Genomic DNA, 15,216 nt, shown 5'->3' on the forward strand with positions numbered 1-15,216 from the left:
AGTCAAAACTCAGGCAAATTTATCCAGCAAGGCTGCCAGGTTCCTGGCGTTTTCTTCCGCTTCCGCGGGATTGGCGGCAGCCGCGGTATGGGTCACGATGGCGCCTGTCAGCAAGGTGATGAAAGCCCGGTCGAGCGCTTTGCGGGCCGCCGCCAGCTGCTGGGCGACGCCCTCGCAATCGGCCGGCGCCGCGGCGTTGGCGATCAGTTTCTGCACGCCGCGGATCTGGCCTTCGACCCGCGCCAGCCGGTGCAGCAGGTCTTTCTTCTGTTCGTCGCTCAGGGCCGTGCCATGCACTATCTTGATAGGCGTATCGCTCAAAGCCTGTCTCCTTGAAGTTGAAACACCGCGCACAGCCGTTTGCCGGGCCGGCGCAAGTTACCGGGATGCCTAACGCTATCAGGAATCAAGGGATAACGCTAAGGGGAAGCTGACCGTCACCTTCAGGCCGGGAGCCTGGCCTTTGCTGTCGTCTGCGGCAGAGAGCGTAATCCGGGCGCCATGCGAGGAGGCGATATCGCGCACGATCGACAGGCCGAGGCCGGCGCCGCTGGGGTTTTGCTGCTGCGCGGAGGGCGCGCGATAAAAGGCGGAAAACACGCGCTCCCGGTCTTCTTCGGCCACGCCCATGCCGCTGTCTTCCACTTCCAGCAGGGCGCGCTGCGCCGTGCTGTCGCGTTGCACGCGCAATACAACCCTGCCGCCGGCCGGCGTGTAGTGAATCGCGTTATCGAGCAAATTGCTGACCAGTTCGTGCAACAGCAAGGCATTGCCGCTGACGATCAACTGGTCGGCCGCATCGAACGACAGGTCGATCTGTTTCTTCACCGCCGCGCGCGCCTGCTCCAGGCCCACCTGGCGCGCGACGTCGGTGAGCGAGACCGGTTCATTGCCGCTCTCGGCTGCGCCGTGCTCGGCGCGCGCCAGCGTCAGCAGCCGGTTGGCCAGGTGGACCGTGGCGTCGGTGGTGCCGGCAATGCTGGCGACGATTTCGCGCAGGCTGTGCCAGGCGCGCACATCGTCAGGATTGCGGTCCAGCTCGCGCAAAGCCAGTTCAGCCTGCGTCTTGAGCACGGTGAGCGGGGTGCGCAGCTGATGCGAAGCATCGGCGATAAAACGGCGCTGGCCGGTGATCAGCGCCTGCAAGCGCCCCATGTAGCCATTCATCGCGACCACCAGCGGCCGTACTTCCTTGTGCACCTGGTTGACCTCGAAATCGGCCAGGTCGGTGGTGGCGCGCGCTTCCACCGCGGCTTTCAGCTGCATCAGCGGACGCAGCACAAAACGCACCGCGAACCACACCAGCAAGGCTGCCACCGTCACCAGCAAACCCTGGCGCCACAAGGTGCTGAACAGGATCTTGCGGGTCAGGTCGCTGCGCGCATCCATGGTTTCGCCGACCTGGATCAGCGCGATGCCGCGCATCGAATCGTCGTACACAGGCTGGTACAGGGCGGCGATGCGCACCGCCTGGTTGTGGTAATTGGCGTGGTAAAAACGCACCAGCGCCGGATAGATTTCCGAGCGCGGCACGTCGGGCGGCAAGGCCGGCAGGTCTTCGTAGCCTGAAACAAATTCACCGCGCGTGCCGGTGACCTTGTAATAGATGCGGCCCAGGGTATCGGTCTCGAAACTGTCCAGCGCCACATACGGCACATCGGCGACCACCTTGCCATCGACTACCGATACACGTTCCGCCAGCGCCCGGGTCGACGCCAGCAGGGCGCGGTCATAAGCCAGGTCGGCCACATCGAGCGCATTGCGGTAGACCGAAAATGCATCCAGCGCCACCACCAGCAGCAAAGGCACCAGGAGCCAGCTCAGCAACTGGCTGCGCAGGCTTCCCAGGGACTTTGCAGGTTTGGCTCCTGCGGCGGCCGGATCGGTGGGCGGCGCTGTCATTTTTCGGCGGCGACTTCCAGCAGGTAACCCAGGCCGCGCAAGGTCGTGATGGCGACCGCTTCGGCGTCGGGACGCTGCAGTTTCTTGCGCAAGCGATGGATATAGATTTCAATCGCATCGGGATTGGCGTCGTCGACCAGCGAAAACACTTCGTCGAACAGTTTTTCCTTGGACACCACGCGGCCGGCGCGGCTGATCAGCACTTCCAGCACCGCATGTTCGCGCGGCGTCAGCGCCAGCACGGTGTTGCCATAGCTAAACATGCGCGACACCGTATCGAACTGCAAGGCGCCGCAGCTGTAGACCGGCGCTTCGCCGCCTTGCGCGCGGCGCAGCAGGGCCTTGACGCGCGCTTCCAGCTCGACCAGCTCGAACGGCTTGGCCAGGTAGTCGTCGGCGCCCAGATTCAGGCCTTGTACCCGGTCCTGCAGGCCGCCGCGCGCGGTCAGGATCAATACCGGGGTCTTGCTGCCTCGGGCGCGCAGACGCTTCAGGACTTCCAGGCCGTCCATTTTCGGCAAGCTCAGGTCCAGGATCACCAAGGCATATTGCTGCGTGTGCAGCAGGCTGTCGGCGTCGGCGCCGTTCATGGCGCACTCGACCGACCAGTGCGCATCCTGCAGCGCCTTGGTCAGCCAGCGCGACAGCTCGACATGGTCTTCAATCAGTAAAATCCGCATGGCTATGGCAACTAGTGGCTAGAATTCGAAAACGGGCCGTCAATACTCACACAGAAAACCTTGCTTGGCAAAATCTTGAGGGGCCGTTAGTGAAAGGAAAATGAAAGACTGCCGCCGTTATGATGTAAAAAAACGATTAAAGCCCTGGGTTTCGCATCTGCATTGCGGGTGAAACAACAACAGAATGGGTAGGAGACAATGAATTCCGTCATCAACTGGATTGCTGCACTCAGTGCATGTGTCACGCTTGGCGCCCACGCGGCGCCGGTGCATTGCATTGCGCCTGCCAAGCCAGGCGGCGGCATGGCCGTAACCTGCAAGCTGGTGCAGAAGGGCCTGCAGCTGCAATCACCAGCCGGGCAAGAGCATCCGGTCAAGATCAGCTACCTGCCGGGCGGCATCGGCGCCGTGGCCTGGAACTCGATTGTCACCCAGCGCCGCGCTGAAGCCGATACGCTGGTGGCGTTTTCCGGCGGCTCGCTGATGAACCTGGCCCAGGGAAAATACGGCGATGCCGACGTCGACAACGTGCGCTGGGTGGCCGCCCTCGGGGTCGACTACGGCATGATCGCGGTGCGCAGCGATTCGCCGTACAAGACCTTGCCCGAACTGCTCGACGCCCTCAAGAAAAATCCCTCGAAAATCACCATAGGCGCCGCCGGCACAGTAGGCAGCCAGGACTGGCTGAAAATTTCCAGGCTGGCCAAGCTCAAGCAGATCGATCCCAAGAACCTGCGCTTCGTCGCGCTGGAAGGCGGCGGCGAAGCCTTTACCGCCTTGCGCGCCGGCCATGTGCAGGTGGTTTCCGGCGATGCTTCGGAAGCCACGCTGCATTCGCTGGACGGCGAGATCCGCGTGCTGGCGGTGCTGTCCGAACAGCGCCTGCAGGGCGCACTGGCCAATGTGCCAACCGCCCGCGAACAAGGCATGGACGTCAGCTGGCCGATCATCCGCGGCGTCTACATGGGTCCGCAGGTGAGCGACGCCGACTATAAACGCTGGGTCGGCACTTTCGACAAGATGATGGCGACTCCCGAATTCGACCAGCTGCGCGCCCGCAACGGACTGTATCCGTTTGCGCTGAGCGGCGACAAGCTGACTGCATACATTAAAAAAACCGTTGAAGACTATCGCAAACAATCGGACCAGCTTGGCTTGATCAGATAAATCCCGCCGCGGCAAGAGGCCCGGCAAAAACCCCGCAAGCAATGCCAGATGGCAGCCGAATCCCCGGCTGGCACCGGCTCGCCTGCGCCTTTTTAAAAGTAGCTGCACCCATAACACTCAGGAGATGACATCCATGCTTATCAAAAAAACCCTGGCAAGCGCAATCGCCGCCGTATCGCTGGGCCTGGCCCTGAACGCCTCGGCGCAGGCGCCGGCAGGTTATCCGGCCGACTATGCAAAGGTCATCGACGGCGCCAAGAAAGAAGGCAAGCTGGTGATCTACAGCGCCACCGACTCGAAAGCCGCGGAACCTCTGATCAAGGATTTCAGCGCGCTCTATCCGGGCGTCAAGGTCGAGTTCAACGACATGAATTCAACCGAGGTGTACAACCGCTTCATTTCGGAAGCGGCCGCCGGCGGCGCTACCGCCGACGTGCTGTGGTCGTCGGCGATGGACTTGCAGTTCAAGCTGGCCAGTGAAGGTTATGCCGCCGTGTACAAATCGCAGGAAGCCGCTGCGATTCCTGCCTGGGCCAACTACAAGGATAGCGCTTACGGCACCACTTTCGAACCGCTGGCCATCGTCTACAACAAGCGCCTGGTGAGCGCCGACGAAGTGCCGGCCAACCATGCCGACCTGGTCAAGCTGCTGACCGCCAAGGCTGACAAGTTCCGCAACAAGGTCACCACCTACGACATCGAAAAATCGGGCGTCGGCTTCTCCTTCATCACCGAGGATGCGCAGATCAATCCGCAATTCTGGGACCTCGCCAAAACCTTCGGCGATGTCGGCATCCGGGTGCAATCCTCGACCGGCACCATGCTGGAACGGATTTCCTCCGGCGAGAACCTGATCGGCTACAACGTGATCGGCTCTTACGCGCAAGCGCGCGCCGCCAAGGATCCGTCGATCGGCGTCTCCTTCACCAAGGATTACAACCTGGTGCTGTCGCGCGTGGTGTTCATCAACAAGTCGGCCAAGAACATGAACGCGGCCAAGCTGTGGATCGACTACCTGCTGTCCAAGCGCGGCCAGACCATCATCTCCAACGAATCCCAGCTGTACGCCTTGCGCTCGGATGTCAGCGGCCACAACACGCTGGGCAGCCTGACCACCCAGCTTGGCAGCGCGCTCAAGCCGATCGCGATCACGCCGGCCCTGCTGCAATACCTGGACCAGACCAAGCGCCTGGCGTTCCTGAAGCAGTGGAAAGCCGCCGCAGGGAAGAAATAAGGCAAGCATGCCATCCCCGCCCGCGCGGGGATGGCGGATTTTCAAGACCCGGGTTTTTCTGCAAGGTACAACTATGTCATCCATTTCTTCTCCCCATCCGCTGGCCAGCCGTTCCCGGCTGGCGCGCCTGAATTGGCCGCGCGGACTGGTGGTCACGCTGGCGGCGGTGGCGATTTTCCTGCCGCTGGTGCTGATTTTTTACCAAAGTTTCCTGTCGGCGCCGTTTTTCGCGCCGGTCAAGGCCCTGAGCCTGGAACCGTACCGCTTCATTTTCGACGATCCGGATTTCCGCCAGGCGTTCATCAACGGCTTGCTGCTGGCCAGCGGCCTGGCCCTGATCGCGGTGCCGCTGGGCGGCATGCTGGCGTTCCTGATGGTGCGCACCGACCTGCCGGGCCGCAACTGGATCGCGCCGATGCTGCTGGTGCCGATTTTTGTCTCGCCGATGGTGATCGCCTTCGGTTATGTGGTGGCGATGGGGCCGGTCGGCTTCTATACAGTGTGGATGCAGGACCTGCTGCGCCTGGTCGGGATTGAAGCGACGCCGTGGAATGTGTATGCCTTCCCCAGCATCGTCATCATCGCCGGCCTGACCCATGTGCCGCATGTTTACCTGTACGCCTCGGCGGCGTTGAAGAGCCTTGGCGCCGATGTCGAGGAAGCCGCCCGCGTGGCCGGCGCTTCGCCGCTGCAGGTGGCGCTGAATGTGTCACTGCCGATGATCATGCCGGCGCTGGCGTATGCCGGCGTACTGGTGTTTTTCCTCGGCTTCGAAGTGTTCGGCCTGGTGCTGGTGCTGGGCGACCCGGAAGGCCACCTGGTGCTGCCGACCTACCTGTACAAGCTGACCAACAAGCTCGGGACGCCGTCGTACCACCTGATGGCGGCGGTAGCGGTGTGCCTGGTGGCGGTGACCTTGCCGCTGGTGATGATCCAGCGCTGGCTGCTGCGTTCGGCCAACAAGTATGTGTCGATCAAGGGCAAAGGCGCGCGCCAGAAGGCGCTGCCGCTGGGCAAGTGGAAATGGCTGGCGTTCAGCCTGATCGCGGCCTGGTTGATTTTCACCATCGTGATCCCGCTGTCCGGCATCGCCTTGCGCGCATTTGTCTCGCACTGGGGTTACGGCGTATCGCTGATAGACACCTTCACCTTGCAGCACTTCCGCGATATCTGGGACCAGCCGGCGCTAGTGCGCGGCATCGTCAACACCATCCTGATCGGTGTCATCGGCGGTGCGATCGCGGTGGCCTGCTACTGCTGCATCGCACTGGCCATGCATCGCAAATCGGACGGCATCACCCGCTTCCTCGACTACAGCGTGCTGATCCCGCGCGCCGTGCCGGGCTTGCTGGCCGGCCTGTCGTTCCTGTGGGTGTTCCTGTTCGTGCCGTCGTTCCTCGACAGCATGCTGAAAGGTTATGACAACGCAGTCGCGCAATGGCTGGTGGAACACCTGATTCCACAACTGCGCGAACTGCGCTCCACCATCTTCTCGGTGTGGCTGGCGTACTCGGTGGTGTGGCTGGCTTATGGCTTGCGCCTGATCACCACGGCGCTGCTGCAGGTCGGGCCGGAACTGGAAGAGGCGGCGCGCGCGGTCGGCGCCCGCCGTGCGCAGGTGACGCGCGACGTCACGCTGCCGCTGGTGCGCTACGGCGTGCTGGGCGCCTGGCTGATGGTGTTCCTGATCTTCGAACGCGAATACTCGACCGGCGTCTACCTGCTGTCGCCCGGCACTGAAGTGATCGGCGCGCTGATCGTCTCGCTGTGGGCTTCCGGCTCGGTCGACCTGGTCGCCACTCTCTCCTTCATCAACATCACGCTGGTGGCCATCGGCCTCGGCATTGCACTGCGCTTCGGGGTCAAGCTCCACGACTAAGTTGCACCACACAATCAGGAAATCATCATGAGCGAATTAAGTGTCAATAACCTGCATCTCGACTACGGCAGCGGCGCCAGCGCCAATCCGATCCTCAAGGGCGTGTCGATGGAATTGCAGCGCGGCGAAGTGGTCGCCTTGCTGGGGCCTTCGGGCAGCGGCAAGACAACCTTGCTGCGCGCGGTGGCCGGCCTGGAGTCGCCGAAATCGGGCAGCATACAGATCGGCGAGCGCGCCATGTTCGACGGCCAGCGCAAGCTGGAGATCCCGGCCGAAGAACGCAACCTGGGGCTGGTGTTCCAGTCCTATGCGCTGTGGCCGCACAAGACCGTTTCCGACAATGTCGGCTACGGCCTGAAGCTGCGCAAGATGAGCAGCAGCGACATCGCCGCCCGCGTCAAGACGGTGCTGGGCCAGCTCGGGCTGGGCCACCTGGGCGACCGTTTCCCGCACCAGCTGTCGGGCGGCCAGCAGCAGCGGGTCGCGATTGCCCGCGCGCTGGTGTACAACCCGCCGGTGATCCTGCTGGACGAACCGCTGTCCAACCTCGACGCCAAGCTGCGCGAGGAAGCGCGCGCTTTCCTGCGCGAACTGATCGTGCGGCTCGGCCTGTCGGCGCTGATGGTGACCCATGACCAAGCCGAGGCGATGGCGATTTCCGATCGCATCCTGCTGCTCAACAACGGCAAGATCGAGCAGCAGGGCACGCCGCAAAGCATGTATGAAACCCCGGACACCCTGTTCACCGCGGAATTCATGGGCAGCAACAACCGCTTGCCGGCCAAGGTCCTGGAGCGCGACGGCGGCCTGGCCCTGCTGCAGGTAGAAGGCGGCGACGTCAAGGCAACGCTGCGCGGGCCGACCATCTGCAGCGGCGACAAGGATGCGGTCGCAATCATCCGTGTCGAGCAGGTCAACATTTCCGATACGCAGGTGGACAACGCCATCCGGCTGCCGCTGTCGACCTGCATGTACCTGGGCGACCGCTGGGAATGCGTGTTCCGCAACAGCGCCGCCAGCGGCGCCGACAGCACCGTGCTGCGCGCCTACGCCCGGCACAGGCTGGCGCCGGGAGAGTACTGGCTGCAGCTGCCGCAGGAAGCGCTGTGGGCCTTCTGAGCAAAGATTCCGAGACGACAAAAAGGGGGAGTTATATCCGCATCACGCAACAGCCTTTGTGCAGCTTAGCCGTAACCGCACAGCCAACAAAAAAATATTACACAACGGAGGAACACCAATGAAAAGAAAGTACTTGGCGGCGGCAACGCTCGCCGCACTCGGCACGCTGGCATCCGGCGCTTACGCTCAAACCAGCGTCACCGTCTACGGTATCGTCGATACCGGGATCGAGTATGTGAACAATGCCAACGCCAACAAGGACAGCCTGCTGCGCCAGAGCTCCGGCGCCATGAATACCTCGCGCATCGGCTTTCGCGGCACCGAGGACCTGGGCGGCGGCCTGAAGGCGGTATTCCAGCTGGAAAACGGCTTCAAGACCGATACCGGCGAGTTCGACAGCGCCGGGGTGCTGTTCAACCGGCAAGCCAATGTCGGCCTGGAAGGCAGTTTCGGCCGGGTGGTCCTGGGCCGCTCTTTCACCACCACGTATGATTTCATCCTGCCGTTCGACCCCATGGGTTATTCGGCCCAGTATTCATGGGTGACGTCAGCCGGCGCCACCGGCGGGCGCAAGGACGGCATGCCGACCAACCTGCAGAACATCGTCAAGTACCAGGGCAAGTTCGGCGACTTCAAGCTGGGCGCCACCTATGGCTTTGGCGAGACGGCCGGCAGCACCAGCGACAGCGCGAAATACGACCTGGGCGTGGGTTACGAAAGCGGCCCGTTCCGCATCGCCGCCACATTTGACCGGGTCAACAGCGCAGCTATCAGCGCCACCAACAGCGCTTACGACAAAGCCACCAGCATCCACCTGGCGGGCAGCTACCAGCTCGGCAGCGACCTGATCCTGAGCCTGGGTTATCGCAACTACAAGAAGACGCTGGCCTCGAATGCAGCCGACCTGCGCAGCGATTTCTTCTGGGGCGGCGCCAGCTACAAGGTGACGCCGGTGGTGACGCTGATCGGCGCCATCTATTACCAGAACATCAAGAACGTCGCCAGCGGCAAGGACGCCGATCCGATCATGTATTCGGTGCGCGGCAAATATGCCCTGTCGAAACGCACCGACCTGTACCTGAGCGCGGCGTATGCCAAGGCGAAGAACTCGCAGCTGGTCGGCTTGTCGCGTGACGACCTCGCCTACGGCAGCAGCCAGACCGGCGTGATCGCCGGCATCCAGCACCGCTTCTAAAACCGGTAACGGCGCGGCGGCTGTTTTGCCGTGCCGTCTTTTGCCACGGAAGACATGCGCGGTTACACGCGCAGTTGTCTTCCGTGTTTTTTTGCAAACCCGGTTTTTATCAAAACAGGCACGATTCCCTGTAGCTTGAATGCTGGCGTAAAATGTTTCGTCAAAAAAATAATCCAGTACCAACCCAAGGAGAATTGATGCAAGCTTCTACACGACGTATCACGCTGTGCGGATTGATGTTGACGGCAATCGCCGGTATGACGGGCTGCACCACAGCTGACAATGGATCAACCAAGGCATCGCAAGCCTCAGCCGCCACCGCGGCGCTCGCTGCAAATTCCCCCTTCGCCCAGGTCAGCAGCTTGCCTTACAACATGCCGCCGTTCGACCGGATCAAGGATTCCGACTATAAGCCGGCATTCGAAGCCGGCATGGCGCAGCAGCGCCAGGAAGCGCGCGCAATTGCCGGCAACCCGGCGGCGCCGAGTTTCGACAACACCATCGTCGCGCTGGAACGCTCGGGCCAGATGCTGACCCGCGTCAGCGATGTATTCTTCAACCTGGTGAGCGCCAACACCAGCCCGGAACTGGACCAGACCCAGCAAGACATGGCTCCCAAGCTGGCCGACCACAAGGACGCCATTTACCTCGATCCGCAATTGTTTGCGCGCGTCGAGCAGCTGTACCAGCAACGGGCCAGCCTCGGCCTCGATCCTGAATCGCTGCGCTTGCTGGAGCGCTATCGCACCGATTTCGTCAGGGCCGGCGCCCGCCTGTCGGCCGCCGACAAGGACCAGCTGCGCAAGCTGAACCAGCAGATTTCTTCGCTCACCACGCAATTCCAGCAGACCCTGCTGAAAGCCAATAACGACAGCGCGGTAGTGGTCGACCGCCAAGCCGACCTGGACGGTTTGACGCCGGAACAGATCAGCGCCGCGGCGCAGGCTGCAAGCAGCCGCAAGCTGGACGGCAAATGGCTGATTGCGCTGCAAAACACCACCGACCAGCCGCTGCTGGCGCAACTCAAGAATCGCCAGCTGCGCGAACGCCTCTACACCGCCTCCGTCACGCGCGCCAACGGCGGCAGCGACGACAACGTCGCCGGCGTCGCCGAGATCGTCAAATTGCGTGCCCAGCGTGCCGCGCTGCTGGGCTATCCAAGCCATGCCGCCTATGTGCTGGAAGACGAAACCGCCGGCACCCCGGACGCTGTCAACCGCATGCTGGGACAGCTGGCGCCGGCCGCCGCCGCCAACGCCCGCAAGGAAGCCGCCGCCATGCAGCAGGTGATAGACCGCCAGGCCAAGGCCAGCCATGCCAAGCCATTCAAGCTGCAGCCGTGGGACTGGGCGTTTTATGCGGAACAGGTGCGCAAGTCGCGCTACAACTTCGACGAATCCCAGATCAAGCCTTACTTCGAGCTGAACAATGTGCTGCAGAATGGCGTGTTCTACGCTGCCCAGCAGCTGTACGGCCTCCGCTTCAAGGAACGCACCGACCTGCCGGTGTACCAGAAGGATGTACGGGTGTTCGAAGTGTTTGACCAGGACGGTTCGCCGATGGCCCTGTTCCTGTTCGATCCTTTCGCGCGCGACACCAAGCAGGGCGGCGCCTGGATGAACAGCTACGTCTCGCAATCGCGGCTGTTCGGGACCAAGCCGGTCGTGTCCAACAATATCAACATCGTCAAGCCGCCTGCCGGCAAGCCGGTGCTGCTCACGTTCGACGAAGTCAACACCATGTTCCACGAGTTCGGCCATGCCTTGCACGGCATGTTCTCCAACGTACAGTACCCGATGTTCTCCGGTACCTCGGTGCCGCCGGATTTCGTCGAATATCCGTCGCAGTTCAATGAAATGTGGTCGCACAATCCGCAAGTCCTGGCGCACTACGCCAAGCACTACAAGACCGGCAAGCCGATGCCGCAAGCGCTGGTCAGCAAGGTGCTGGCGGCGCGCAAGTTCAATGCCGGTTTCGAGACTTCGGAATACCTGTCGGCGGCCATGCTGGACCAGGCCTGGCACCAGCTGCCTGCAGGCCAGACGCCGGCGGCCAAGGATGTGATGGCGGTTGAAGCGAAAGCGCTGCAGGCGGCCAGCAGCGGCGACGGTTATGTGGTGCCGCCGCGCTACCATACGCAATACTTCCAGCACATCTTCGCCAGCGGCTATTCAGCCGGGTATTACGCTTATATCTGGAGCGACGTGCTGGCCAAGGATACCGAGCACTGGGTGAATACCCACGGCGGCCTGAAACGCGCCAACGGCGACCTGCTGCGGGCCAAGGTGCTGTCGCGCGGCTTCAGCGCCGATCCTAGCGCGCTATTCAAGGATTTCTACGGACGCGGGCCGGAAGTCGGGCCGCTGCTGGAAGCGCGCGGCCTGGGCGGCGTCACCAAGTAATTGCGGACTGGATATGAAAACGGGGCAGAAAACCTGCCCCGTTTTTTTCGCCTGGAGAAAAGGTATTACAAAGGCTCGAACACGCCGGCGGCGCGGTTCTTTTCTACTTTGTCCCACGCAAAAATCTTGCCGTTCATCGCCACGTACACGCCGTGCGGCAAGGCTTGCGCGACACCGCAGGCAAAACCGAAATTGAACAAGGCGTCGGAATTGGCTATCGCGTAGGGAATCATCGCGCCGGTGACTACGATCGTCTTCTCCAGCGCTGCCGCGCCCAGCACCGCGGCGGTCTCGCGCATGGTGTCGGTGCCGTGGATGATCACTATCGCCTGTTCCGCCGCATGCGTGCAGGAAGCCAGCACGCGCCGGCGGTCGATGTCTTGCATGTCGAGCGAATCCAGCAGCGGCAGTTCTTCCAGCGCGATCTCGGTGGTGATGCGCGCGCGCTGGATCACCTGCGGCAGGTGGCTGGCGGCGAAAGTCAGCTTGCCGGCGATCTCATCGTAATGTTTATCGAAAGTGCCGCCGGTGGCGATGATGCGTAGAGCCATGGGTAAATGTTCCTATGATGAAGCCGCGCCGTCCTTGGCTGGACCAGGCTTGCGGCCGCGACGCATGATGAGTGAAAATAGTATAAATAACACGATCAGCCCTGCCGCGCCTAGTCCCCATGGCAACAAAGCCAGCATCGGCGAAACCGGTCCGCCCTGGCGCTGGACCTTGACCTGCTCGGGCGTGATCGGCGGCGTATCGGCGTGGCCGTATTGTTTCACCACATAGTTGGCCAGCATGGCGATCTGGCTATCGTTGAGGTGATTGGCAAACCCGGGCATGAAAGTCTGCTCATCCTTGCTGCGGCGCTGTACGCCATCGAGTATCACCATCAGCAGGTTGCCGGGATCGCGCGCGCCCACCACGCTGTTGCTGAACAGGGACGGGTAATAACCGCCGACCACGCCGCTGCCGCTGGCCGAGTGGCAGCTGGCGCAGTTGCCGCTGAACAGTTCAGCGCCGCTGGAAGCGTTGCTGCTGACCGACACTGCCGCCACGCCGCGCAATTCGGCATCGTCGTCCGCGGCCTGGCCCCAGGCGTAGCGCGGCTTCTTGTCTGCGGCGTCGTTGATGGCCGGGACGCTGCGCACATAGGTGACGATCGCCTTCAGGTCGGCATCGTTCAGGTATTGCAAGCTATGCTCGATCGCTTCCGCCATGCCGCCGGCAGCGGACGCCTTGCCCGGCACCAGGCCGGTTTTCAGGTACTGGACAATTTCTTCTTCCTTCCAGCCGCCGATGCCGCTGACCGGATCGGGCGTGATGTTGTAGGCTGTCCAGCCGCCCAGCTGGGCGCCGCCGAAGGAACGCTTGAGGTCGACGCCCATGGTCAGGTTACGCGGCGTGTGGCATTCCTGGCAATGGGCCAGGCCTTCCACCAGGTAAGCGCCGCGATTCCATTCGGGGCTCTTGCCGCCATCGTCCTTCCATTCGCCTGGCTTGAAATTGAACAGGTTCCAGCCGGCCAGGATCCAGCGCTGGTTGAGCGGGAACGGCAATTTGTTTTCCAGGTTTTTTTGCTGGATCGGCGGCAGGCTGAACAGGTAAGCCTTGATCGCCAGCACGTCGTCGCGCGACAGCTTGGTGAAGGATGTATAGGGGAAAGCAGGGTACAGATGCTTGCCTTCGTCGTCGATGCCGTTATGCAGCGCGCGGATGAAATCTTCGTCGCTCCAGCTGCCGATCCCGGTTTCCTTGTCCGGCGTGATGTTGGGACCATAGATGGTGCCGAACGGCGTGGCCAGCGGATATCCGCCAGCGAACGGCTTGGCCGGATCGACCGTGTGGCAAGCGATGCAGTCGGCCGCCTTGGCCAGGTAGGCGCCGCGCGTGATCTGGTCGGCATTAGGCGGAACGGCAGCAGCAGGAGCTGCAGCCACGGTAGCGGCAGCGGCGGCAAACGCCGCGCCGTGCGCCAGCCCGGCGGCCAGCGCCATGCTGCCCATCCAGCGGGAAAACCGGCAAACGAGTTGAGCGCGGGCCGTCATAGCACTGTCCTCAAGGTGTCAGCGATGCGCAAGGACAGCGCCGCGATGGTCAAGGTGCAATTCACCGTGCCTGCCACCGGCATCACCGAACCGCTGGCGATGAACAGGTTTTCGTGGTCGTGCGAACGGCAATGGGCGTCGACCACCGAATCGCGCGGATCGCCGCCCATGATGGTGGCGCCCATGATGTGGTTGTTCGGCGCGAAATCGTCGTCGAACTTGATTTCGGTGCCGCCGAACATGGCGGCGATGCTGGCATAGGCCTGGTGCGTCAGCACTGCGCTCTTCTGCACGTAGTCGTTGATCGAATACGTGATCTCGGGCTGCGGGATGCCTAGCGCATCGCGCTTTTCCGTGCTGGGCCGTATGCGGTTTTCCGGATCCGGCAGGATGTCGTGGAAGCTGTTGATATTCACGGTGCGCGCCGCACGGCGGCGGATTTCCTGGTTCAGCTTGACGCCGACCAGGCCGTCTTTCAAGGCGGTCTGCGCAGCGTGGTTGGTTTGCGCCATGTTATTCAGGTGCAGCTTCTTGGCTGCGTATTCGGCGCGGAAAGCGCCGTCGCGCATGTCGACGATGGAAGTCATTTCTATCGGGCCGCGCCCTGGCCACAGATCTTCATTGGCAAGGAAAGTGACGCCGGTGCCGGGATGGTCCATCAGGTTGCGGCCGACCTGGTCCGAGCTGTTGCCTACGCCCTTGCCGTGCTTGTCGTCGGTCGACATCAGCATCAGTTTCGGAATCTCGATGCCGTTCGCGGCCAGCACGAAATATTTGCCGGTGACCCGATGCGTGACGCCTTCCGGATCCTTGTAATGCACGGCGCTGATGCGCTCCTTGGCGTCCACCTCGATGCGGTACACCACGGCGTCGGCCAGCACCTTGGCGCCGGCTCTTTCCGCTTTCTCGACATGGATGATGCCGCTATACATGGCGGCGATAGGGCAGATCGGCATGCAGTTGTTGTTGCCGCAGCAGTTTGGCCGTTCATCGTAGGCGCGGCTGTTGCGCGCCACCGGTTCCGACACCACCTTATGGCCGGCGCCGTTGACCACGGCGCTGAAGCGCTGGTCGTTCCAGGACAGCGGCAAGTGGTCCATCGGATACGGCTGCTTGCGCGGCGAACCGAGGTCGGTGCCGTCGTTGGGGCCGGACACGCCCAGCTCGACTTCAGCGCGGTAATAGTAGGGTTCCAGCTCGTCGTAGCTGATTGGCCAGTCGCGGCCGACGCCGTACAGCGTTTTCATCTTGAAATCGTTGGGCAGGAAACGCCAGGCCGCGGCGGCCCAGTGCCAGGTAGTGCCGCCTACCGCGCGGATGTATTGCGAATTGTATTTATGCGTGCCCTTGAGTATCAGGTAATTGTTTTCGGGCGTGTATTCGGGATGCGGCGCATATTTGGTGGACGGGTAGGGCACCATGAAATCGTCCTTGCTCGGCGTATTCCGGTAATTCTCGACGATGCGCCAGCGTTCCAGCCGCGGCCCGGCTTCCAGCACCAGCACCGAAGCGCCGGACAAGGCCAGTTGATGCGCCACCAGGGCGCCGGCGACGCCGGAACCGACAATTACAACATCTGCGGACAGGTTATCAGCCATG

Annotated in this window: 12 protein-coding genes; 6 read left to right on the top strand and 6 right to left on the bottom strand. The window is 62.3% G+C overall.

Annotated features, from left to right (window positions below; all coding sequences use genetic code 11):
- Positions 1–9: 9 nt before the first annotated feature.
- From V8G57_RS13355 to V8G57_RS13365, 3 genes are all read right to left on the bottom strand, one after another.
- Entirely contained in the window at positions 10–321 is a 312-nt protein-coding gene (locus V8G57_RS13355) for a metal-sensitive transcriptional regulator (protein ID WP_342829816.1), read from the bottom strand.
- Positions 322–399: 78 nt separating this feature from the next.
- Positions 400–1,902: a sensor histidine kinase N-terminal domain-containing protein gene (locus V8G57_RS13360; protein WP_342829817.1), complete on the bottom strand. Its 1,503-nt coding sequence runs from the start codon at positions 1,900–1,902 to the stop codon at positions 400–402.
- Entirely contained in the window at positions 1,899–2,582 is a 684-nt protein-coding gene (locus V8G57_RS13365) for a response regulator (protein WP_092395873.1), read from the bottom strand. Before V8G57_RS13365 ends, V8G57_RS13360 begins: the two co-directional genes overlap by 4 nt.
- 198 nt (positions 2,583–2,780) lie before the next feature.
- On the opposite strand from V8G57_RS13365, the gene V8G57_RS13370 reads away from it, so the two are divergent.
- The 6 genes from V8G57_RS13370 (at position 2,781) to V8G57_RS13395 (ending at position 11,578) form a co-directional block, all read left to right on the top strand.
- A complete protein-coding gene (locus V8G57_RS13370; protein WP_092395871.1) occupies positions 2,781–3,749 on the top strand; it encodes a Bug family tripartite tricarboxylate transporter substrate binding protein in 969 nt (322 codons plus the stop codon).
- 133 nt (positions 3,750–3,882) lie between these two features.
- Positions 3,883–4,983: an ABC transporter substrate-binding protein gene (locus V8G57_RS13375; protein WP_342829818.1), complete on the top strand. Its 1,101-nt coding sequence runs from the start codon at positions 3,883–3,885 to the stop codon at positions 4,981–4,983.
- A gap of 73 nt (positions 4,984–5,056) precedes the next feature.
- The gene (locus tag V8G57_RS13380; protein WP_342829820.1) at positions 5,057–6,862 is read left to right on the top strand and encodes an ABC transporter permease; all 1,806 of its coding nucleotides are present in this window, start codon (positions 5,057–5,059) and stop codon (positions 6,860–6,862) included.
- Between the two features lie 27 nt (positions 6,863–6,889).
- Positions 6,890–7,981: an ABC transporter ATP-binding protein gene (locus tag V8G57_RS13385; RefSeq protein ID WP_342829822.1), complete on the top strand. Its 1,092-nt coding sequence runs from the start codon at positions 6,890–6,892 to the stop codon at positions 7,979–7,981.
- A 118-nt stretch (positions 7,982–8,099) separates the two neighbouring features.
- Positions 8,100–9,176, top strand: coding sequence for a porin (locus tag V8G57_RS13390; protein ID WP_342829823.1), 1,077 nt, complete (start codon positions 8,100–8,102; stop codon positions 9,174–9,176).
- Positions 9,177–9,373: 197 nt separating this feature from the next.
- On the top strand, positions 9,374–11,578 hold the full coding sequence (locus V8G57_RS13395) for a M3 family metallopeptidase (RefSeq protein WP_342829824.1): 2,205 nt from the start codon (positions 9,374–9,376) through the stop codon (positions 11,576–11,578).
- Positions 11,579–11,643: 65 nt separating this feature from the next.
- Here the strand turns inward: V8G57_RS13395 and V8G57_RS13400 are convergent, their stop codons facing one another.
- From V8G57_RS13400 to V8G57_RS13410, 3 genes are read right to left on the bottom strand one after another with little or no spacing between them, the layout of a single operon-like run.
- Positions 11,644–12,129 carry an asparaginase domain-containing protein gene (locus V8G57_RS13400; protein ID WP_092395861.1) on the bottom strand — a complete coding sequence of 162 codons (486 nt, stop codon included), beginning with the start codon at positions 12,127–12,129 and terminating at the stop codon, positions 11,644–11,646.
- Positions 12,130–12,141: 12 nt separating this feature from the next.
- Positions 12,142–13,617 carry a c-type cytochrome gene (locus V8G57_RS13405; protein WP_342829825.1) on the bottom strand — a complete coding sequence of 492 codons (1,476 nt, stop codon included), beginning with the start codon at positions 13,615–13,617 and terminating at the stop codon, positions 12,142–12,144.
- Positions 13,614–15,215 (bottom strand): GMC family oxidoreductase, encoded by a 1,602-nt coding sequence (locus V8G57_RS13410; protein ID WP_092395859.1) that lies wholly within the window; start codon positions 15,213–15,215, stop codon positions 13,614–13,616. Before V8G57_RS13410 ends, V8G57_RS13405 begins: the two co-directional genes overlap by 4 nt.
- Position 15,216 lies beyond the last annotated feature (1 nt).

It is taken from the genome of Collimonas rhizosphaerae (genome assembly GCF_038896935.1).
Taxonomy (GTDB): domain Bacteria; phylum Pseudomonadota; class Gammaproteobacteria; order Burkholderiales; family Burkholderiaceae_D; genus Collimonas; species Collimonas rhizosphaerae.